This is a genomic window from Streptomyces netropsis, assembly GCF_014203545.1.
GTDB classification, from domain to species: domain Bacteria; phylum Actinomycetota; class Actinomycetes; order Streptomycetales; family Streptomycetaceae; genus Streptomyces; species Streptomyces netropsis.
Window position 1 is genome coordinate 21316 of the sequence record NZ_JACHJG010000016.1, and the last position, 22092, is coordinate 43407.

17 protein-coding genes are annotated in these 22092 nt (G+C 70.6%); 11 read left to right on the forward strand and 6 right to left on the reverse strand.

Annotated features, from left to right (window positions below; translation table 11 throughout):
• Nucleotides 1-49 precede the first annotated feature (49 nt).
• Both FHS38_RS29605 and FHS38_RS29610 read left to right on the forward strand, forming a co-directional pair.
• Complete coding sequence (locus FHS38_RS29605; protein ID WP_184738762.1) at nt 50-964, forward strand: carbohydrate ABC transporter permease; 915 nt, start codon at nt 50-52, stop codon at nt 962-964.
• 67 nt (nt 965-1031) lie between these two features.
• On the forward strand, nt 1032-1988 hold the full coding sequence (locus FHS38_RS29610) for a carbohydrate ABC transporter permease (RefSeq protein ID WP_184738764.1): 957 nt from the start codon (nt 1032-1034) through the stop codon (nt 1986-1988).
• 93 nt (nt 1989-2081) lie between these two features.
• Here the strand turns inward: FHS38_RS29610 and FHS38_RS29615 are convergent, their stop codons facing one another.
• A complete protein-coding gene (locus tag FHS38_RS29615) occupies nt 2082-2483 on the reverse strand; it encodes an ATP-binding protein (protein WP_130881718.1) in 402 nt (133 codons plus the stop codon).
• A 682-nt stretch (nt 2484-3165) separates the two neighbouring features.
• Here FHS38_RS29615 and rok7B7 point away from each other — a divergent pair.
• From rok7B7 to FHS38_RS29660, 9 genes are all read left to right on the forward strand, one after another.
• Entirely contained in the window at nt 3166-4365 is a 1200-nt protein-coding gene (rok7B7, locus tag FHS38_RS29620; protein WP_184738766.1) for an ROK family transcriptional regulator, read from the forward strand.
• Nucleotides 4366-4529: 164 nt separating this feature from the next.
• Complete coding sequence (locus FHS38_RS29625) at nt 4530-5639, forward strand: substrate-binding domain-containing protein (RefSeq protein ID WP_184738768.1); 1110 nt, start codon at nt 4530-4532, stop codon at nt 5637-5639.
• A 73-nt stretch (nt 5640-5712) separates the two neighbouring features.
• Nucleotides 5713-6501, forward strand: coding sequence for an ATP-binding cassette domain-containing protein (locus FHS38_RS29630; RefSeq protein WP_184739013.1), 789 nt, complete (start codon nt 5713-5715; stop codon nt 6499-6501).
• On the forward strand, nt 6498-7808 hold the full coding sequence (locus FHS38_RS29635; RefSeq protein ID WP_184738770.1) for a sugar ABC transporter permease: 1311 nt from the start codon (nt 6498-6500) through the stop codon (nt 7806-7808). Before FHS38_RS29630 ends, FHS38_RS29635 begins: the two co-directional genes overlap by 4 nt.
• A gap of 148 nt (nt 7809-7956) precedes the next feature.
• Nucleotides 7957-8760: a TrmB family transcriptional regulator gene (locus FHS38_RS29640; protein ID WP_184738772.1), complete on the forward strand. Its 804-nt coding sequence runs from the start codon at nt 7957-7959 to the stop codon at nt 8758-8760.
• 96 nt (nt 8761-8856) lie between these two features.
• Complete coding sequence (dxs, locus tag FHS38_RS29645; protein WP_184738774.1) at nt 8857-10800, forward strand: 1-deoxy-D-xylulose-5-phosphate synthase; 1944 nt, start codon at nt 8857-8859, stop codon at nt 10798-10800.
• A gap of 282 nt (nt 10801-11082) precedes the next feature.
• On the forward strand, nt 11083-12618 hold the full coding sequence (locus FHS38_RS29650) for an amino acid permease (RefSeq protein ID WP_184738776.1): 1536 nt from the start codon (nt 11083-11085) through the stop codon (nt 12616-12618).
• A gap of 60 nt (nt 12619-12678) precedes the next feature.
• Nucleotides 12679-14190, forward strand: coding sequence for an ArnT family glycosyltransferase (locus tag FHS38_RS29655; RefSeq protein WP_184738778.1), 1512 nt, complete (start codon nt 12679-12681; stop codon nt 14188-14190).
• A 157-nt stretch (nt 14191-14347) separates the two neighbouring features.
• Complete coding sequence (locus FHS38_RS29660) at nt 14348-15439, forward strand: PLL family lectin (protein WP_184738780.1); 1092 nt, start codon at nt 14348-14350, stop codon at nt 15437-15439.
• A 165-nt stretch (nt 15440-15604) separates the two neighbouring features.
• Here FHS38_RS29660 and FHS38_RS29665 read toward each other — a convergent pair whose 3' ends face one another.
• The 5 genes from FHS38_RS29665 to FHS38_RS29685 all read right to left on the reverse strand — a co-directional run bounded on the left by FHS38_RS29665 (nt 15605) and on the right by FHS38_RS29685 (nt 22088).
• Complete coding sequence (locus FHS38_RS29665; protein WP_184738782.1) at nt 15605-16714, reverse strand: NlpC/P60 family protein; 1110 nt, start codon at nt 16712-16714, stop codon at nt 15605-15607.
• Between the two features lie 76 nt (nt 16715-16790).
• On the reverse strand, nt 16791-17273 hold the full coding sequence (locus FHS38_RS29670) for a poly-gamma-glutamate biosynthesis protein PgsC/CapC (protein ID WP_130881708.1): 483 nt from the start codon (nt 17271-17273) through the stop codon (nt 16791-16793).
• Complete coding sequence (pgsB, locus tag FHS38_RS29675) at nt 17270-18487, reverse strand: poly-gamma-glutamate synthase PgsB (protein WP_184738784.1); 1218 nt, start codon at nt 18485-18487, stop codon at nt 17270-17272. The genes FHS38_RS29670 and pgsB overlap by 4 nt, the downstream gene beginning before the upstream one ends.
• Before the next feature lie 5 nt (nt 18488-18492).
• Nucleotides 18493-20715 (reverse strand): cache domain-containing protein, encoded by a 2223-nt coding sequence (locus FHS38_RS29680; RefSeq protein WP_229822814.1) that lies wholly within the window; start codon nt 20713-20715, stop codon nt 18493-18495.
• A 218-nt stretch (nt 20716-20933) separates the two neighbouring features.
• Nucleotides 20934-22088, reverse strand: coding sequence for a CapA family protein (locus tag FHS38_RS29685; protein WP_184738786.1), 1155 nt, complete (start codon nt 22086-22088; stop codon nt 20934-20936).
• Nucleotides 22089-22092: the final 4 nt, after the last annotated feature.

Here is a 22092-nt window from a genome sequence, read left to right on the forward strand (position 1 = left end):
TCGCGTCACCAGCGGCGGCACCCGCGGGAAGAGATCGGGGTCGAAAGTCATGCAGCACGGTAAGTACCGCTTCATCGTCGGTTTCCTGGCCCTGCCTCTGGCGATCTACGGTGTCTTCGTCATCTCGCCGTTCATCCAGGCCATCTACTACTCCTTCACGGACTGGACGGGGCTGAGTCCCGACTTCAAGATGGTCGGCTTCCAGAACTACCAGCGGCTCTGGGACGACGAGGTGTTCTGGAAGTCCGTGGGGCACAACGTCCTGCTGCTGGTGCTCCCGCTGGTGACGCTCGGGCTCGGGCTGTTCTTCGCGTTCATGCTCAACGTCGGCGGCCGGCGCAGGAAGAACGCGGCGATCGCCGGTGTCCGCGGCTCGAGCGTCTACAAGGTCGTCTACTTCTTCCCGCAGGTGCTCTCGATCGCGATCGTCGCACTGTTGTTCCAATTCGCCTACAACCCCAACAGCGGCGCGCTCAATTCCTTCCTCAAGGCCATCGGCCTGGACTCCGTGCAGCCGGACTGGCTCGGCGACCCGCAGCTCGCGCTGTGGTGCGTCATGGCGGTCATGGTGTGGTGCAACGTCGGCTTCTACGTCGTCCTGTTCTCGGCGGGCATGAGCTCCATTCCGAAGGACTTCTACGAGGCGGCGCTGCTGGACGGCGCCAACCGCGTCCAGACGTTCTTCCGGATCACGCTGCCGCTGCTGTGGGACACGGTCCAGACCGGCTGGGTCTACATGGGCATCATGGCGCTCGACGCCTTCGCGGTCATCCAGATCATGACCGTGGGGCCGGGCGGACCGGACTATTCCACCGAGGTCCTGGCCTACTACCTCTATACGAAGGCGTTCCGCGACGGACAGGCGGGATACGCCACCACGCTCGGCGTGGCGCTGCTCATCGTCACCATGATCTTCGCGGGCATCGTCATGAAGCTCGGCCGGCGCGAGCGGCTGGAGTACTGATGGCCGCCTCGACGGCCGCGTGGCCGCAGCCGACCCACCGTCCCACCGCCGAACCGGGAGTAGCACCGTGACCGCGCAAGCCGAGCCCTCGGACCTCCCCGACCTCCCGGAGGTCGCCACGGCGGACCCCGCGCCCGGCCTGCCGTCGCAGCGCGGCGGGCCGGCGATCGACTCGCCGAGCGGGCGGCTCGGCAGCGAGGGCAGGGTCCTCAACGTCTTCTCGCACGGCGTGCTGGCCCTGTGGGGCCTGATGGTCACCCTGCCGCTGCTGTGGGCGGTGATGAGCGCCTTCAAGACCGACAAGGAGATCTTCACCTCGCCGTGGGCGCTGCCGACGAGCCTGCACTTCGACGCCTGGGGCCGGGCCTGGTCCCAGGCGCACATGAGCCAGTACTTCCTCAACTCGGTGATCGTCGTGGCCGGTTCGCTCTTCGGCACGATGCTGCTGGGCTCGATGGCGGCCTATGTGCTGGCCCGCTTCGAATTCCCCGGCAACCGCTTCGTCTACTTCCTCTTCGTGGGCGGGATGAGCTTTCCCATCATCCTGGCGCTGGTGCCGCTGTTCTTCGTCATGAAGAACATGCAGCTGCTCAACACGTTTCCCGGACTGATCCTGGTCTACATCGCCTACTCGCTGCCGTTCACGATCTTCTTCCTCAGTGGGTTCTTCAAGACGCTGCCCAGCTCGGTGGCGGAGGCGGCGATGATCGACGGGGCCTCGCACACCCGGACCTTCTTCCAGGTGATGCTGCCCATGGCCAAGCCGGGCCTGATCAGCGTCGGCATCTTCAACTTCCTCGGCCAGTGGAACCAGTACCTGCTGCCCACCGTGCTGAACGTCGGCGACGAGGACAAGAAGCTCCTCCCCCAGGGGCTGGTCGCCCTCGCGGTCAGCCAGGGCTACAAGGGCGACTGGTCGGGGCTCTTCGCGGGCCTGGTGATCGCCATGCTCCCGGTGCTCGCCGCCTACATCGTCTTCCAGCGCCAGGTCCAGGCCGGGCTGACGGCGGGCGCGCTCAAATAGCGGTCACGGCCGCCGAGGCGGTGACCACGGTCGTACGCACGCCGAAGGCGGCCCTCCTGGGGCCGCCTTCGGCGTCCGTTCGGCACGGTCCGTTCAGCACAGCGTGAACCAGACCGCCTTGCCCCGGCCGTGGGCCGCCGGATAGACGCCCCAGGCCGTGGCGCAGGCGTCGATGAGGGTGAGGCCCCGCCCCGACTCGTCGTCGCAGCCGGCGCTGCGCCGGGCGGGCGCCTCGGGGCTGCTGTCGTGCACATCGACCCGCAGGGTCCGGGAGCGGCAGCTGAGGTCGACGGTCACCGGTGAGTTGGCGTGCACCACGCCGTTGGTGACCAGCTCCGTCGCCAACAGGCAGGCGGTGTCGGCGAGGTCGAGCCGCCCGTGCCGTTGCAGTGCGAGCTGGAGCGAGCTGCGGATGAGACTGATCATCCAGGGCTGCGCCGGGATCCGGAGTGTGTACCACCAGTCGGCGGTGGCCAGTTGGGGGTCCTCGCACATGTGCTGGGCTCCGTTCGTTCTATGGCTTGGACGGTGGCTGCGCGTGCATCGAATCGGTTGGCGTGCGTCGCCAATGCCGCAGAAGGCCCCAACTATCCGGCAGACGAACCCCGGCGCGGAGCTGTGCGGAGGCGGGGGAGCGGAGGTCATGTCGGGCGAACATGCCGCAGAAGCGCTTGAGTGCGGACAAGCCAAGATCAGTCGGATGGGACCCCGAGGAAACCGGATTCGCCCATTCGGGCTACCCGGGCTACGCAAAGCGTATGGGGTGACTTTTCGGAGGTCGGCGGGGTGCCGCTCGCTCCGGCCGGGGCGAGCCCGCTCCCGGCGGCCGGGGTGCGGCGGGATCCCGGGCGCTGCTCCGAACACCTCCGTGATCGGCTTCGCATGATCGTCCCGTGTGATCGAGAACGCGCCCCGGGCGGCGGGCGCCGCGCGGCACGAGCGTCCGGGTGGCCTGCCACAGGGCCCGCGGGCCGGGCCCTCACTGCCTCGGGAACCCCGCGGATCCGTACGATGTGGGCTCGATGTGGGCTCGAAGTGGAGTCAAGGCCTTGACGGGATCTCACCCAGGCGGCTCAGCTTAGGGTTCACATGTTGTACGAAGAGCCGGACTCCACTGCTGTGGTCCGGCCGAGGGCGCGGCGGTCGTGCCGCGCCCGATAGGCGGGAGTGGATGGGCGTGGAGACTCCGGGGTCGCAGTCGTCGCTGCACCGGGCCAACCTGGAGCGGGTCGTGCGCGCGGTGCGCATGGCGGGCTCGCTCACCCAGGCGGAGATCGCCCGGTCCACAGGGCTGTCGGCCGCCACGGTCTCCAATATCGTCCGGGAGCTGAAGGACGGCGGGACCGTCGACGTCACCCCCACCTCCTCCGGTGGGCGCCGGGCCCGCAGCGTGTCGCTGTCCGGGGACGCCGGCATCGTCGTCGGCGTCGACTTCGGACACACCCATCTGCACGTCGCCATCGGGAACCTCGCCCATCGGGTGCTGGCCGAGGAGGCGGAGCCGCTGGATGTGGACGCCTCCGCAGCGCAGGGGCTCGACCGGGCGGAAGCGCTGGTCAAGAGGCTGATCGCGACGGCGGGGATCAGCCCGGAGAAGATCGTCGGGGTGGGCCTCGGCGTGCCGGGCCCGATCGACGTGGAGTCCGGGGTGCTGGGCTCGACCGCGATCCTGCCGGGCTGGGCGGGCACCAACCCGCGCGACGACCTCGCCGCCCGCCTCGGGGTGCCCGTGTACGTCGACAACGACGCCAACCTCGGCGCGCTCGGCGAGCTGGTCTGGGGCTCCGGCCGCGGGGCGGCGGACCTCGCGTACATCAAGGTCGCCAGCGGTGTCGGCGCCGGCTTGGTGATCAACGGGCAGATCTACCGGGGCCCGGGCGGCACGGCGGGCGAAATCGGGCACATCACCCTGGACGAGTCCGGTCCGGTCTGCCGGTGCGGCAACCGCGGTTGTCTGGAAACGTTCACCGCCGCCCGTTATGTACTGCCGTTGCTCCATTCGGCCCACGGCACCGATCTGACCGTGGCGCGCATGGTGCAGCTCGCGCGGGAGGGTGACCCTGGCTGCCGACGGGTGATCGCGGATGTCGGCCGGCATATCGGCAGCGGCGTGGCGAACCTGTGCAATCTGCTCAATCCCCGCCGAGTGGTGCTCGGCGGGGACCTCGCGGAGTCGGGTGAGCTGATCCTCGGACCGATCCGCGAATCCGTCTCCCGGTACGCGATCCCCAGCGCCGCACGGCAGTTGGAGGTCGTACCGGGGGCGCTGGGCGGCCGGGCCGAGGTGCTGGGCGCCATCGCGCTCGTGCTGAACGAAATGGGCGATTCGACGTTGTTGGACGAGAGCGTCCCGACGGACGCGCCCGCGCCCGCCTGACGGTCGTCACCGTTTCCCGGGCACGGTTCTTGAGTTCACGCAGATAACGAATGGCATCGTTGCCATCTCGTTAAGGATTTACTTCTTGACGGTGCCTTGGCGGCCGAGTTGACTTCCAGCCACCTCGGCCGCAACGACGCGGCCTCGTCAGGGAGGTTTCTTCAGTGAACACGCATCTGCGTCGTGCCGCCGTCACCGTGGCCGCTGTTTCGATGGCCGCCGGACTCGCCGCCTGTGGCAGCGCCAAGGAATCGGGCAATGGCAGCGGTGAGAAGAAGGACAAGAAGGGGCCGCTCACCATCGGCCTCTTGCTGCCGGAGAACCAGACCGCTCGCTACGAGCGGTTCGACCACCCGCTGATCGAGAAGAAGATCAAGGAATTGGCGGGCCCGGACACCAAGGTCCTCTACGAGAACGCCAAGCAGGACGCCTCCGTCCAGCAGCAGCAGGTCGACACGATGATCACCAAGAAGGTCGACGCGCTGATCGTCGACGCGGTGGACGCGAAGTCGATAGCGGTTTCGGTGAAGAAGGCCAACGAAAAGGGCATCCCCGTCGTCGCGTACGACCGCCTGGCCGAGGGCCCGATCAAGGCGTACACCTCCGTCGACAACGAGCGCGTCGGCAAGATCCAGGGCGAGTCCCTGCTGAAGGAGCTGGGCGACGACGCCGACAAGGGCGAGATCGTCATGATGAACGGCTCCGTCACCGACCCGAACGCCAAGATGTACAAGGACGGCGCCCACTCCGTCCTCGACGGCAAGGTCAAGGTCGGCAAGGAGTACGACACCAAGGAGTGGAAGCCGGAGAACGCCAACGAGAACATGAAGGGCGCCATCTCCTCGCTCGGCAAGGACAAGATCGTCGGCGTTTACTCCGCCAACGACGGCATGGCCGGCGGCATCATCACCGCGCTGAAGAGCGCCGGATTCGACAAGCTCCCGCCCGTCACCGGCCAGGACGCCGAGCTTTCCGCCATTCAGCGGATTCTCTCCGACGAGCAGTTCATGAGCGTCTACAAGCCCTACAAGCCCGAGGCCGACGCCGCCGCCGAAATGGCCGTCGCCCTCGCGCAGGGCAAGAAGCTCGACTCGATCGCCAAGTCCACCGTCGACAGCGGCACCGAAAAGAAGATCCCCTCGATCATCGTCACTCCCTTCGCGCTGACCAAGGGCGACATCGGGAAGTACGTCGGCAAGGAGGGCTTCTTCAACCTGAACGAGATCTGCACCGCCAAGTACAAGGCGCAGTGCGACTCGGCCGGAGTGAAGTAAGCACAGCCCCTTTCCTCCTTCCCTTCTCTCTGTCCCCTTGTCCCCACTCCCCGCCGGCCAGGCGGCGAAGGAGATGATGCACGTGTCCGCTACGCCCGTGCTGGCGTTGCGCGGGATCTCCAAGCGGTTCGGCGCCGTCCAGGCGCTCACCGACGTAGAGCTGGAGATCCACCCCGGTGAGGTGGTCGCCCTGGTCGGCGACAACGGCGCCGGCAAGTCCACCCTCGTCAAGACGATCGCCGGAGTCGGCCCCGCCGACGAAGGCGTCATCGAGTGGGAGGGCAAGCCCGTCACCGTCGACCGGCCGCACGCCGCCCAGGAGCTGGGCATCGCGACCGTCTACCAGGACCTCGCGCTCTGCGACAACCTCGATGTCGTCGGCAATCTCTTCCTCGGCCGCGAGATCGTGCGCGCCGGGGTGCTGGACGAGGTCGAGATGGAGCGCCGCGCCCGTGAGCTGCTCTCCACCCTCTCCATCCGGATCCCCAGTGTCCGGATCCCCATCGCCTCGCTCTCCGGCGGGCAGCGGCAGACCGTCGCCATCGCCCGCTCGCTGCTCGGCGAGCCCAAGGTCGTCATCCTCGACGAGCCCACCGCCGCGCTGGGCGTCGAGCAGACCGCGCAGGTCCTCGACCTGGTCGAGCGGCTGCGTGAGCGTGGCCTCGGGGTCATTCTCATCAGCCACAACATGGCCGACGTCAAGGCCGTCGCCGACCGGGTCGCGGTGCTCCGCCTCGGCCGCAACAACGGCACCTTCGACGTGCGGGCCACCTCGCAGGAAGAGATCATCTCCGCCATCACCGGCGCCACGGACAACGCCGTGACCCGCCGCAAGGCGCGCACCGCGGAGGGCGAGAAGTGAGTACGAACCTGTCCAAGTCCGACGGCGCGGGGGACACCCCGCAGGCCACGCTTCCCCAGGACGCGCAGCCGGCCGCCGAGGGCGCCGTGACCGCGGTGGACCCCCGGCTGCTGGTCCGCGAGGAGGGCTTCGCCGGCTACTGGGGCGAATTCCGCCGCAAGATGCGCAGCGGCGAGCTGGGCTCGTTGCCCGTGGTGGTCGGCCTGGTCATCATCGGCCTCGTCTTCCAGCTGCAGGACTCGGCCTTCCTGGGCGCGGAGAACCTCTCCAACCTCTTCGTCACCGCCGCCGGTACCGGCCTGATCGCGGTCGGCATCGTCTTCGTGCTGATCCTGGGCGAGATCGACCTGTCCGTGGGCTCGGTGAGCGGACTGGCTGCCGCGGTCTTCGCCGTCCTCAACGTCAACAACGGCATGCCGGAGTGGCTCGCACTGGTCCTCGCGATCCTCTCGGGCGCCCTGGTCGGGGCGCTGCACGGGTTCTTCTTCGCCCGGATCGGCGTGCCCGCGTTCGTGGTGACACTGGCCGGTCTGCTGGGCTGGAACGGCCTGATGCTGGAGGTGCTCGGCTCCAACGGCACCATCAACCTGGACGACTCCGGGCTGGTCGCGGGGCTGACCAACCACTACTTCAGCGACGTCGCCGCCGCCTACGGGCTGGCGACGCTGAGCGTGGTCGCGTTCTTCGCGCTGTCCTTCCGGGACGCGCGGCGACGGGAGGCCGCGGGCGTCCCCAGCCGTCCGCTCAGCGAGATCGTGCTGCGGACCGCCGCCATCGCGGTGCCCGCTTACGTGGTGGCCTGGCTGTTCAACGAGTACAAGGGCCTGCCGCTGGCCGTGGTGATCTTCCTCGGAGTCGTCGTCGCGCTCGACTTCGTGCTGCGCCGCACCCCGTACGGGCGGAAGGTCTTCGCCCTGGGCGGCAGTGTCGAGGCGGCCCGTCGCGCGGGCATCAACGTCTCCGCGATCCGGATCTCGGTCTTCGCGCTCTCGGGCACGATGGCGGCGCTGGGCGGCATGTTCCTCGCCTCGCAGATCAACGCCGCGAACCAGTCCTCCGGTGCGGGCAGCCTGCTGATGAACGCCATCGCGGCGGCCGTCATCGGCGGCACCAGCCTCTTCGGCGGCCGGGGCAAGACCTGGTCGGCGCTGCTCGGTGTGCTGGTGATCCAGTCGATCGCCTCCGGCATGGCGCTGCTGGGCATCGCCTCCGCCGTCCAGTACATGATCACGGGTGCGGTGCTGCTGGCCGCCGTCGTGATCGACTCGGTCTCCCGCAAGACCCAGAAGACGGCCGGCCGGGCGTAGACCCCGGCGGGTGGTGCCGCGTCGCCCGTGGGGCGGACTCCGTGAGGACGGAGCCCGCCCCACGGGCGTGCGCGGGGCGCCGTGAGCCCCGCTCTCCACCCGTGTGGCCGGTCCGGCAGGTGATCACGGGCGTATAGCGTGTATCCCCATGGAGCCGGAGGAAGGATCGGTGGCCGACCTCGTCGCACTCGGGCTGTCCCGCTACGAGGCACGCGTCTACCACGCCCTGGTCAGACGCGAGTCCTACACGGCGGCCCAGGTGGCCCGCGAGGCGCGGGTGCCCCGTCAGCGGATCTACGACGTGCTGGACGGGCTCGTCCGCGGCGGTCTCGCGGCCGCCCACGGCGGCCGTGTCACGACGTTCTCCGCGATGGCTCCCGGGCAGGCCCTCTCCCGGCTGCTGAGCCGCCGCAGGGAGGCCCTGGAGGACCTGGAGCGGGTCTCCGCCGGGCTGGCGGCGGCCCTGCTGCCGCTGTGGACCGACGGGCGCTCGCACACCGACCCGCTGGACTACATCGAGGTGCTCCGCGAGCCCGGCGCGATCGTCGACCGGTTCGCCGACATCCAGGCGCAGGCCACCGGCGAACTCCTCACCTTCTGCCGGCCGCCCTTCGTCGCACCTCCCGCGACCGCCGTCGTCACCCGGGCCGCCCGCCGGATCACCCGCGGCGGCGGCACCGTGCGCGCCGTTTACACGCACGACGCGCTGGCGGACCCGGAGGTACGGGAGAAGGTCCTGCTGTTCGGCCGGGCGGGGCAGGAGGGCCGGGTCATCGACGAGCTGCCGCTCAAGCTCGTCGTCGCCGACGCGACGCTCGTCCTGTGCGACCTGCCCGATCCCGTGGCCGGCAGCGGCTCCACCACCGCCCTCTCCATCGAACACCCCGCCCTCGCGGCCTGCCTCAGACTGGCCTTCCAGACGGTATGGGACCGTGCTACGCCGATCGCGTGACATACGTCGCAGCACCCGTTCACCGGCACCGCGAGCGGAACATTAGACTCGACAGACCGGCAAAGCTCGACAGCTCGAACGCTTAAGGAGGCACGGGTGGCGCTGCTATCCCGCATCAGGGGACCGCGCGATCTGGACCGGCTGAGCCCGGAGCAGCTCGATCAGCTGGCCGCGGAGATCCGGTCCTTCCTCGTGGACGCGGTCTCCAAGACCGGCGGACACCTCGGGCCCAACCTCGGCGTGGTCGAGCTGACGATCGCCCTGCACCGGGTGTTCGAGTCCCCCAAGGACAAGGTCCTGTGGGACACCGGACACCAGAGCTACGTTCACAAGCTGCTCACGGGCCGCCAGGACTTCTCGAAGCTCAAGATGAAGGGCGGCCTGTCCGGCTACCCCGCGCAGGCCGAGTCCGATCACGACGTGATCGAGAACAGCCACGCCTCCACGGTCCTGGGCTGGGCGGACGGCCTCGCCAAGGCCAACGAGGTCCTGAAGAAGGACGACCACGTGGTGGCCGTCATCGGTGACGGCGCGCTGACCGGCGGCATGGCCTGGGAGGCGCTGAACAACATCGCCGCCGCCAAGGACCGCCCCCTCGTCATCGTCGTCAACGACAACGAGCGCTCCTACGCGCCGACCATCGGTGGCCTCGCCAACCACCTGGCCACCCTGCGCACCACCGACGGCTACGAGCGCTTCCTGGCCCGCGGCAAGGACCTGCTGGAGCGCACCCCGGTGCTCGGCAAGCCGCTCTACGAGACGCTGCACGGCGCGAAGAAGGGCCTCAAGGACTTCATCGCCCCGCAGGGCATGTTCGAGGACCTGGGCCTGAAGTACGTCGGTCCCATCGACGGCCACGACATCGAGGCCCTGGAGTCCGCGCTGCAGCGCGCCAAGCGCTTCGGCGGCCCGGTGATCGTCCACTGCCTCACCGAGAAGGGCCGCGGCTACCAGCCGGCCCTCGCGGACGAGGCCGACCGCTTCCACGCGGTCGGCAAGATCCACCCGGACACCGGTCTGCCGATCGCCTCCTCCGGCGCCGACTGGACCTCCGTCTTCGGCGAGGAGATGGTCAAGCTCGGCCACGAGCGCGAGGACATCGTCGCGATCACCGCGGCCATGCTCCAGCCCGTCGGTCTGGACAAGTTCGCCAAGGCCTTCCCCGACCGCGTCTACGACGTGGGCATCGCCGAGCAGCACGCGGCCGTCTCGGCGGCCGGGCTGGCGACGGGCGGGCTGCACCCGGTCTTCGCGGTGTACGCCACCTTCCTCAACCGTGCCTTCGACCAGGTCCTGATGGACGTGGCCCTGCACAAGTGCGGCGTGACGTTCGTGCTGGACCGGGCCGGGGTCACCGGCACCGACGGCGCCTCGCACAACGGCATGTGGGACATGTCGATCCTCCAGGTCGTCCCCGGGCTGCGGATCGCCGCCCCGCGCGACGCCGACCAGGTCCGCGCCCAGCTGCGCGAGGCCGTCGAGGTCAAGGACGCCCCGACCGTCGTGCGCTACTCCAAGGGCGCGGTCGGCCCGGCGGTCAAGGCCGTCGGCCGGGTCGGCGGCATGGACGTGCTCCGCGAGCCGGCCGAGGGCACCAAGAGCCCCGACGTCCTCCTCGTCTCCGTCGGCGCGCTCGCGCCGATGTGCCTGGAGATCGCCGACCTGCTCGACAAGCAGGGCATCTCGACGACCGTCGTCGACCCGCGCTGGGTCAAGCCGGTCGACGCGGCGCTGCCCGCGCTCGCCGCGCGGCACCGTGTCGTCGTCACCGTCGAGGACAACAGCCGGGTGGGCGGCGTCGGTTCGGCCGTCGCGCAGGCGCTGCGCGACGCGGGCGTCGACCTCCCGCTGCGCGACTTCGGCATCCCGCCGCTCTTCCTCGACCACGCCTCCCGCAAGGAGGTCATGGCCGAGATCGGGCTCACCGCCCCGGACATCGCCCGCCAGGTCACCGGCCTCGTCTCCAAGATCGACGGCCGCTTCGAGGAGCCGACCGACTCCGTCGGCGCCGTGGAGCCCGCCGAGGCGGCGCGCGACTAGGGGCTTCCCGCTTCACGGGCTGACCGGACGGCGTGCCGTCCGGTCAGCCGCTGTCGGGGTGACCCCTCGGCGGTCCCGGAGCGCCACGCTCTCTCCTTCCGACGAGCCGACTGTTTCCACCCGTCCGGGTGGACCAGTCGGCTCGTTCGCATATGTGCCGCTGCGTCCTATCGGGTGAATCCTGGGAGCGGTGGCCGGGATGGCCCGGATCTGGCCCGGATCATCGCGGACACTCGCTCAGTTGCAGGGACGAGCGACGGTCGAGCAGGCGGAGGTGGGCTGATGAGCACAGTGCGACCCTCCCGGAACAGCCGCGGCAGGAGCGGCATCTTCCGGACCAAGACGGTGGAGCAGTCCATCCGGGACACCGAGGAGCCGGAGCACGCGCTCAAAAAGTCGTTGTCGGCCATCGACCTCACCGTCTTCGGTGTCGGTGTCGTCATCGGCACCGGCATCTTCGTCCTCACCGGCAAGGTCGCCAAGGAGAACGCGGGCCCCTCCGTGGCCCTCGCCTTCGTCCTCGCCGGTGTGGTGTGCGGGCTCGCGGCGCTCTGTTACGCCGAGTTCGCCTCCACCGTGCCGGTGGCCGGATCCGCGTACACCTTCTCGTACGCCTCGCTCGGCGAACTGCCCGCGTGGATCATCGGCTGGGACCTCGTCCTGGAGCTGGCGCTGGGCTGCGCCGTGGTCGCCGTGGGCTGGTCCGGCTATGTCCGCTCACTGATGGACAACGCGGGCTGGCATCTGCCCGTCGGGCTGGAGGGCACCCACGAGGGCCGCTTCGGCTTCGACATCCTCGCCTGCGCGCTCGTGCTGGTCCTGACCGCGATCCTGGTCCTCGGCATGAAGCTGTCCTCGCGGGTGACCGCCGTCGTGGTCGCCATCAAGGTCACCGTCGTGCTGCTCGTCATCATCGTGGGCGCCTTCTTCATCACCGGCTCCAACTACGACCCCTTCCTCCCGGATTCCCAGGCCACCGAGGCCGGCGGCGGGGTGAAGGCCCCGCTGATCCAGGTGCTGTTCGGGTTCGCCCCGTCGAACTTCGGCGTGATGGGCATCTTCTCCGCCGCCGCGGTGGTCTTCTTCGCCTTCATCGGCTTCGACATCGTCGCCACCGCCGCCGAGGAGACCCGCAACCCGCAGCGTGACGTACCGCGCGGCATCCTCGGCTCGCTCCTCATCTGCACGGTGCTCTACGTGGCCGTGTCCATCGTCGTCACCGGCATGCAGAAGTACACCGAGCTGTCCACGGACGCACCGCTCGCCGACGCCTTCAAAGCCACCGGCCATCCCTTCTGGGCCGGTCTGATCAGCTTCGGGGCGGCGGTCGGTCTCACCACCGTCTGCATGATCCTGCTGTTGGGCCAGAGCCGGGTGTTCTTCGCGATGAGCCGCGACGGGCTGCTGCCGAGGATCTTCTCGCGGGTCCACCCGAAGTTCGGCACGCCCTACCGCTCCACCATCCTGCTCGGCGCCGTCGTCGCCGTGCTCGCCGGTTTCACCTCGATCGACGTGCTGGCCGAACTCGTCAACATCGGCACCCTCTTCGCCTTCGTCGTCGTCGCGCTCGGCGTCATCATCCTGCGCCGCACCCGCCCCGACCTGCCGCGCTCCTTCCGGGTCCCGTTCGTCCCCGTCGTCCCCATCCTGTCCGTGGCGGCCTCGGCGTGGCTGATGCTCAATCTGACCGGGGAGACCTGGTTGCGGTTCGCGGCATGGATGGTCCTCGGCATCGTCGTCTACTTCGTCTACGGGCGGCGGAACAGCCGACTGGGTAAGGCTGACCGTTCGGTACCACCGGCACCGACGAGCATTTAGCGGGACACCGCCCCGTATGTCAGCTCTGAATGGGGCATACGGGGCCCTAGGTTGACGTGCATGTCAGTAGCGCAGCGCGTCGCCGCCCCGACCCCGGGCGCACGGTCCTACGGGCCGCCCACCGCGCCCGGGGCCGGCCGTTTCTGGCCCCGGCTGCTGCCGGTGCTGGGCGCCCTGGCCGTGACGACCCGCCTGCCGTCCTTCGCCCGGCCCCTGTGGAACCCCGACGAGGGCTTCCTCGCCACCGAGGCCCGGATGCTCGCCCGCGGCGCCGTCCTCTACAGCACCGTCGTCGACCGTAAACCGCCCCTGCTGCCCTGGCTGTACCAACTGTGCTTCGGGCTCTTCGGCGACGACTCGCTGCTGCCCGTCAAGGTCCTGGCGGTGCTGGCCCAGCTGCTGACGGCGGTCCTGCTCGCCTCGCTCGCCCGCCGCCGCTGGGGGGAGCGGGCCGGCCGCACGGCGGGCGTGCTGTATCTGCTGGTGTCCATCGGCCTCGACCCCGAGGACGCGCAGGCCGCCACCTTCGAGGTCTTCATGGTGCCGTGGACCGCGGCCGCCATGTGGTGTGCGGACCGCGGCCGTTGGGGGGTCGCCGGGCTCGCCGTCGCGGGCGCCGTGCTCACCAAGCAGACCGGGGGTGCGGTGCTCGCCCCCGTCCTCCTGCTGCTGTGCGCCCACCACCGGCGCGCGGCCGGTGCGGGCGCCCTGGCCCTCGGGCTCATCCTGCCCGTCGCCGCGGTCGCCTGGCTCACGGGGCCCGCCCGGCTGCTGTTCTGGACGGTGACCGGCTCCGGCTCGTACGCGTCGGTGCACGGCGTGGTCACGCTCGCGCTCAGCCGCGCGGCGTTCAACGCGGGCGTCCTCTGCGTCGGTTGCGCCGGTCTGCTCGCCCCCGTCGTGGTGCTGCTGCTGACCCGCCGCCGGGTCGCGCCGCCCGAGCTGTGGCTGTGGACGGCCGCATCGGCCGTGGCCGTCACCACCGGATTCCACTTCTTCGGCCACTACTACCTCCAGCTGCTGCCGCCGCTGACCCTGCTGGGCACCTCCGCGCTGTGCGCACTGCCCCGCCCGGCGCCCCGACTGTGCACCGCGGGGTCCGCGCTGACCTGCGCGTTCTTCCTGACCTGGGGGCTCACCTCGCACGCGCCCGGCCTCCCGCACTCCCTGGAGGTGGCCCGGGCCGTCCGGGAACGGACCGCGCCCACCGACCGGGTGCTGTTCTGGGGCATGCACCCCGAGCAGTACTGGTTCGCGGACCGGTGGCCCGCCGGGCACTGCCTGTCCGCCGGACTGCTGACCAACTACAGCGGCGGCCGCGGCCCTTCGCGCGTCGGCGAGGCGTACGGGGTGCCGGGCACCTGGCCCGTCCTCCGACGCGAACTGAGCCTGCGCCCGCCCGCGCTCATCGTCGACGACTCACGGGGCAAACCGTACGGACCGTCCCGCATGCCGTCCCTGCGCGCGGTCCTTGAGCGCCGGTACGAGCGGGTGGCCACCGTCGACGGCGCCGTCCTCTACGCCCACCGGCCCGGGCCCCCGCGTCCGCCGGCCCCCGGGAAGGCGGCATAAACGGAAAAACGCACCCGATATTCGCGCACAACCGGAATGTTATTGTCGAGGGTCGACGAATGGGGTCCTCGTGGCGCGGAATTGAGCCCGACCCCCCTGGAACCAGGGGCCCCGACGCCGATCCCCCGACGACGACCAGAGAGGCTGGCAGCGAGTCATGGCAGTGCGGACGGCCAACCCGACCACCGGCTGGCTGCTGCGGGGTGCGGACGGGCGGCTGACGGCCTACGCGCCGACCGCGGGCGGCCTCGCGCGCTGGACCGAGACCCGGCCCGGCGGGCCGGAGTGGACCGGCCCGGAGCTGCTGACCGTGCCGGGCCTGGAGCCGTACCTCTCCCTCACCCAGAACGCCGCCGGCTACGTCTACCTCGTCGGTCTGCGGCGGCGTGAGCTGGACGACGGCCGGACCGAGACCGACGTCGTCTACGCGACCCAGTTCCAGTCGGGCCGGGCGCTGACGCCCTGGCGCTCGATCGGTACGCCCTACGGCCAGGACGCGCAGCGGGCGGACCAGATCGGCGTCCCCACGGCGGTCGTCGACTCCGTCGGCCTGCACGTCTTCGTGCGCAACGCCGGTGACGGGGTGTGCGGACGACGCCAGGACACCCGGGGCATCTGGCAGGCCTGGACGGACATGAAGGGCAGCCACGTCCTCGACGAGCTCACCGCGGCCAGAACGGACGCCGGACGCATCGAACTCCTCGCCCCCGCCGCGGAGTTCGTGGTGCGCTGGCGGCAGGAGGAGGCCGGCGGGCCGCTGCGGCGGATCCTCAACCTCCCCGCGAAGCCCATGGCCGGCTCGTCCAGCTCGGCCCCCACCGGCGACGACCGCATCACCCACTTCTGGCGGGACGCGACGGACTCCGCGCTGCACGCCCACCGCTCCGAGGGCTCCGCGAGCACCGGCGGCGAGGAGGGCCTCGACACCCCGTGCCCCACCGTCTCCGGCGGCACCGGCTCCGGCCCGGTCGCGGCGCTGCGCGCCACCGTCGACGGCCACGGCTGCACGGTCCTGGCCCAGCGGGCCGCGTCCGGACTGCCCGCCCTCGCCGCGTACCCCGCCGACGACGAGCAGGCGGACGTCTTCTGGTCCGAGACCGGCGAGGAGTGCGTGGGCGCCCCCGCGCTCGCACTCGACGCGCACGGCCGGGTGGTGCTCGCCGCCCTCGGCTCCGACGGCCGGCTGCGCGTCGCCCGTCAGCGGATGGACGAAGCGGGACTGGCCCTGGGGGCCTGGGACCGGGTGTGAGGCCGTAGGCCTGGCCGGCCGGTCTTTGCCGCCTGCGGCGGCGGGCGCCCTGCGGGCGCGTCCTCAATCGCCGGACGGGCTTGATGTGGCTGAGCCCAGCCGAATCCAAGCCCGTCCGGCGATCGAGGACGAAACGGCGGGTCACCCGCCCATCAAGACCGGCTCTCAGAGCCGCTTCGCGCTGCGCAGCCCCACCGCGTAGTAGCCGCTGCCGTCGAGACGGGCGGTGCCGCCCTTGTCACCGAACGTCGGCCCGTTGGCCTCTTCCCGGCTGGAGATGAAGCGGGGCTTGCCGTCCGTGTCCAGGCCCATGTACATGCCGACGTGGTCGAGCCGCTCGCCCGTACGACGGTCGACCTTGAAGAACACCAGGTCGCCCGGCTGGAGCCGGTCGATGTTGTCGGGGCGCTTGTCACCCAGCTCGATCACCGGCACACCGGGGGAGAGCCGGGCCATGCCGTTGGCGGTGCGCGGCAGGCCGTCGCCCTTGACGTCCTTGCTCATCAGCGGGTAGCGCGCGCGGTACCCGAAGATCGTGCGGATGTAGCCCGAGCAGTCGATCGAGCGGAACCGCAGGGGCTCCGGGCGCTCCACCGTGCCGTCCCGGAAGGTGTAGGTGATGCCCAGGTAGTCGTTGAAGTCCGACTGCTCCAGACGCAGGTCCGCGCCTTCCGAGCCCTTCGGGTTCAGCGGGCCGAAATGCGCGTCGCCCGTGTACGGCACGCCCTGCGCGTCCTTCTTCTGCGGGGCGCCGTCCAGGTACTCCATGGAGATGGCGAAGATGTCCGGCTCCTTGCTGCTCGCCATCTTGCCGTACCAGTCCTTGAACCAGGCGGCCTTCTCCGCACCCTCCTTCCACGGCTGCGGCAGGAGCCGGATCCAGCTGTCCGTGGTCACCTTCGCCGAGGTGAACTTGGGCTCGGCGAAGGTGCGGCTGGGGCCGGTGAGGACCGCGGTGCGGGCGTTGTCCGTGAAGGTGGCGAGGACCCCGCCGTCGCCACCGCGCACGACGGTGCGCGCCGGGTTGGCCAGCCGCTCGAAGCGCTGCTCGCCGGAGGCGGGCTTGGCACCGCCGGCCGCCGTGCTGGCCCCGGCTATGGACTCGACGGGCGGGGCGGTCTCGGGCTGCTTGTCGCGCAGCTCCACGGTCAGGTACGCGCTGGTGCCGAGCAGACCGAGCACGACCAGCGTGTGGACCACGTTCCGGGATCGCGGGCCCGCGGGCCGGCCCGTGGCGCTCGGGCCCTTCGTCTTTCGTTCCTTCTTCCGGGACATGGATACGCTCCGTGGGCTGCGTTTCGGGAGGGGCGGGAGAGTCGGGGGAGGCGCCGGCGGGGGCGCCTCGGGCCGGTCAGGCCGTGGGCATGAAGCCGAGCAGGATTCCGGCGGTCAGGACGACGTAGTTGGCGAGCGAGACGGTTCCCGTGGCCAGCAGCGTCGCGCCGCGCGGCTGCCGGACCAGCTGGTAGGCGATCAGACCGGGGACGATGAAGCCGAGGGTCTGGTTGGCGTACATCAGCGGGAACTGCTGCTGGAGGATGACGTACAGGGTCGCCTGGAGCACCACGCCGGTCAGCACGACGGCCGCGAACAGCCGCTTGCCGTAGAGGATCACGTAGCGCTGGAGCAGCAGCGTGGACAGATAGGTCAGGACGGTGATGCCGACCACCATGGCCGCGCGCTGGAGGTCCTCGACCAGGGTGAGCGCCAGCCAGCCGGGGGTGATCATGCCGCCGGGGGAGAGGTTGGTGGTGAGGTAGCAGACCAGCGAGAACAGCAGCCCGAGGGCGATGCCGATGGCGGCGATCTCCGGAGTGAGGACGGCGGGGATCAACGGAATTCTCCTGTGGTCTGCGTCTGCGAAGGTTCGTCTGCGGGCAGCTCTGCCAGCCGCTCCAGGAGCAGCTCGCCCTGGCCGTGGATGTTGCCGATGGCGATCAGCGAGGCGCCCGGGCCCAGCCGGCCGAGGATCTCGGAGGTGAGCTCGCCGGGGTCGCGGCGGTCGCCGCCGAGGTCGACGACGCGGTCGCGCCACTCGGCGGGAATCGCGTCGGCGGCGCTCTTGGTGGGGTGGCCGATGAGGAAGACCGAGTCCGGGGCCAGCCGGGGGATGATCTCGCCCATCTGCCCGTTGCGCTCGACGCGGTCGGGGCGGCAGTTGATCAGCACGTGCAGCGGCCGCTCGATGGCGCCGAGGCTGAGCAGCTGCTCGACGTTCATCAGCGTCGACTCGGGGTCGTTGGCCGCGAAGATGTTGGCGAAGCGGAACGGCATGCCCTCGGGGGTGAGGTAGCGCTCCACGGACAGCACACCGGGGTCCGGCGGCGCGTCGTACATCCCCTGGAGGGCGGTGGCGCGCTCGACGCCGAGCAGCTCGGCGACGGCCAGCGCGATGGCGACGTTCTCCTTGAAGGTGAACCAGCTGAAGCCGCGCAGCTCCGCGTCGGTGACCGTCTCCGGGTCCACCGCGATCAGCCGGCAGTTCCGCTTGTCGGCCTCCTCCTGGAGGATGTGCAGCCGGTCGACCTCGGCCGTCACACAGATGCCGTTGTGCGGCATGGAGCGGCTGAGCGAGCGGGCCACGTCGTCCAGGGTCGGGCCCATCTCGGCGAGGTGGTCCTCACGGACGTTGCACAGCACGCCGATCGTGGAGCGGATCAGCTTGGTCTGGTTGACCTCCTGGAGCGCCGGCATGACGGCCATGCACTCGATCACCAGGGCGTGCGGGCGGTACGCGGCGGCGCGCCGCACGATGCCGATCTGCTCGACGACGTTGGCGATGCCGAACTTGCGGTAGACCGGCTCCTCGGTGGCGTCCGGGTGGATGAAGCGGGCGGCGGTGCCGGTGGTCTTGGCGACCGTGACCAGATCGCCGCCGCGCAGCGCGCCCGCGCACAGCCGGGTGATGGAGCTCTTGCCGCGGATGCCGTTGATGAGCACCCGGGTGGGTATGAGGTCCAGGTTGGTGTAGTGGCGGCGCTGTTCGATCACCCCGGCGACCAGCACGATGGCGCAGCAGATCACGAGAACCGTGTAGAGGAAGAGCACGGCGGTCAGTTCCTTCCGGCCGGCTTGGCCGCCGACCCGGTGGCGGGGCGCAGCTGCTGGCGGATGAGTTCCAGGTTCCGTACGACCGCGCCGACCTCGTCGTGGTGCTGGGGGAACAGGACGGTCTTCCGGTCACCGCCGGCCAGCGCCTCGGCCTGGTCGGCGAGGCTCCGCAGGGGGCGGATGACGATGATGAACAGCCAGCCCAGGCAGGCCACGGCCGCGGTCACACCGAGCAGTCCGGCGAGCATGGTGTGCCGCTCGGCCGTGTACTCGGGCAGCTCCAGCCAGGCGGCGGGCTGGGCGCTGACGACCTGCCAGTCCAGTCCCTTGACCGCGCCGTTGTCGCCGAGGGGCGCGGCGGCGGCGAGGGAGGAGTTCCGCGAGCGGTGCAGGATGGCGGTGCCGTCGGCGTCACGGCGGGCCGAGACGGCCAGGTCGTTGAGGTGACCGCCGGGCAGCTTGGCGAAGGCGCGGTAGCCGTGCGCCTTGTCGGCCGCGATGATCCGGTGCTTCCTGTCGATCAGCCAGACCTGGCCGAGGCCGGGCCGGGTGACCAGGGAGATCAGGAACTGGGTGTCGTACTCGCCGACCACCGTGCGGCCCTTGCCGCCGGGCACCGCCGCGTAGGCCGCGACGGCCGGCTCCTTGCCGGAGGTGTTGAGCTGGACGACGGAGTCCGGGTGCGGCTTCTTCCCGCCCGGGTGACGGGGGGAGTCACCGGCCCGGGAGAGGACCTTGCCGTCGCCGTCGAGGACGTAGACCGAGCGGTAGCGGCCGTGCTCGCGCAGGGTCGTCTCCAGGACGGCCTTGTCCGCACCGTCCTTGCCGCCGCCCGCGCCGACGATCTGCGCGACCGAGGCCACGTCGGCCCAGCCCTCGTTGAGCGCCTTGCGGACCCGGTCGGCGGCGGTGTCGGTGCGGCGGCGCTGGTCCTCGACGAGCTGCTGGGGCACGGTCACGGTGCTGCCGGCCCGGTTGAGCAGGAACAGCAGCGGCGCGGACCAGGCGAGCAGGACCGCGGCGCACACGATGACGGTGCCGCGGGTGCCGAAGCCGCCGCGGGCCCGGCCGGTGCGGGTGGGGCGGCCGCCGAGGCGCTGCTTGCGCAGGCTCTCCAGGGCGGCGCCGATCCGGGCCGGTTCCCGGCCCCGGAACTGGCGCACCGGACGGTCCAGCTCGCCGCGGCTGAGCCGGCGGCTCTCCAGGTACAGCTGGAGCAGCGGTCGTTGGACGGTCCGCAGCAGCACCCAGCCCACGACGAGGGCCAGGGCGAGCAGGATGCCCGCGGCCGCGAGCCCGAAGGCCTGGGTGCGCACCGCCGACATGTCCTCGGTCACCTCGACCGAGGTGATGACCGACAGGCCGAGGGCGCCCGCGGCGCTGGTCTCGCCGGGTGCGCGGCCGGCCGCCGCGTAGCCCACGGCCGTACGCTCCTCGCCGCGCTTGCCGCCGCCCATCAGGTGGCCGCTGGCGCCGGGGTGGCCACCGGGCTCGGGGGTCTTGGCCGAGTCGCCGGCAGCCGTCTTACGGGCCTTCTCGGCCCACGACTTGCGGGACACCGACGGGCCGTCGCTGGCCAGGACCGTACCGGCGGAGTCGACGACGAGAAGGGTGCGGTCCTCGCCGGAGGAGATGCCGGGGACGTTCAGGGTGCCGGAGGCGACGAGCAGCCGCGGCCGGTCGCCGCCGCGCAGGGCCGCCACGACGAGCATCCGGGTCTCGCCGGACCGCAGCTTCACCAGCCGCGGCCCCACGCCGAACGCCTTGCCGTCCTTGTCATCGCCCTTGGCGTCCGGGGCGCCCTTGAGGACGGTGGCGAGCGGGATGTTCTCACCGCGCGCGGCCAGCAGGGTCCCGCCCACGGGGTCGATGACCGCGGTGCCGCGCCACTTGTTGTAGACCTTGCCGAGCTTGTCCAGGACGGTGTCGGCCGGTACCGGCTCGGGGCCGGTGAACAGGGCGGCGGCGCGCTGGAGGTCGGTCGCGCTCTCGTCGAGCGAGGCGCGCAGCGAGAGGGCGCCGTCCTCGGCCACGTGCTGCTGGGAGGTCAGGACCGCCGCGTCGAGGCTCGCCCGGTCACGGTCGCCGAGAACCAGGGCCGTCGCCCCCGCCACCGCAAGCAACAGGGCCAGCAGGGCGGCTATCGGCGGGCGGGCGCCGCCCAGCAGCGGCATGTCCGCGCGCCGGCGGGCCTTGCGTCGACGTGAGCCGCGCGAAGCGGACAACGGTATTCCTCTCGTCACGGCACGGGACACGCCGGGACCACGAGATACCTGTCACTGTCCGTCGCACTGCGTATATGTACGGTAAAGCGTTCGGATTCTAAGCGGCATTCGAACGCTTTACCAAAACCGTTAGTGTTGACGCAATGGTCGAGCGCGTCAATGGGATCTTGCTCACTCCGCGCCGCACACCGGCTCTGGTCAGGGACTTTCCGTGACCGTCAGGGCTTTTCCGTGACCGCGAGGGGCTCCAGCCCGTCCTTCTCGCCGCCCCGGTTCAGCACGATCCCGCGCGTCCGCTCGTACGCCGTCCGGTAGCGCGCCTTCTGGTCGTCCGAGAGACCCTTGCCGCCGCCCTTCAGCGCGGCCGCCACGTCCACCACCCGGATCTTCGGCTCCAGTTCCACCAGCGTGGGAACGTACCGGGCGTCCGTCACCGACCACTTGCCGTTGTTCCGGGTGAAGGTGAAGCGGCCCATCACGCCCTCCTCGGTGATGCCGAGCGGCTTGGCGTGCCGGGCCACCTGATTGCCCAGGCCGTACGCGACCCAGGTGCCGCGCACCTTCTCGAAGGGCTGCACGACGTGCGCGTGGTGCCCGACGACCAGGTCGATGCCCGTCTTCCGGGCTATCAGCTCGGCCGTGCGCAGCTGGCTCTTGCTCGCCTCGTTGTGCCCCTCGCGACCCCAGTGGATGCTGGCGAAGACGACCTCCGCGCCCGCGGCACGGGCGGCCTTCTCGTCCTTGGCCATCCGCTTCACGTCCACCGTGTTGACCAGCCACGGCTTGTCCTTCGGCACGGTCGTGTCGTTGAAGCCGTAGGCGTAGGACAGCTGGGCGACCTTCACCCCCTTGACGTCCATGATGTTGGGGGTGGCCGCCTCCTTGGCGTTGCGCGCCGAGCCGGTGTGCTTGATCCCCGCCTTGTCCAGCGTGTCCAGGGTCCGCTTCACGGCCTCCGGGCCGTGGTCGAGCGTGTGGTTGGACGCCGTCGAGCAGGTGTCGTAGCCGAGGTCCTTGAGGGTGCCCGCGATCTGCGGCGGCACGCTGAACTTCCGGTAGCCGAGGAACGGCCCCTTGGGCTCCGCCATGACGGTCTCCATGTGGCAGACCGCGAGGTCCGCCTGGCTCACCACCGGCTTGATCCCGGCCATGACGGCGCTGAAGTCGGGCCCTTGGCCGCCCTTGTCCTTCGCGTCCTTGTTCGCCTGGTCGGTGATCTCGGGGTGGATGAGAACGTCACCGCCCGCGGCCAGCGTGAAGGAAGCGTCACCGGCCGGTGCGGCGTCCTCGCGGGTATAGAGGTAGCCTGCGGTCGAGGCTCCGGCGACGGCCGTGGCGGCCAGGGCGAGGACGATACGGCGAGAGCGCTTCACCGGG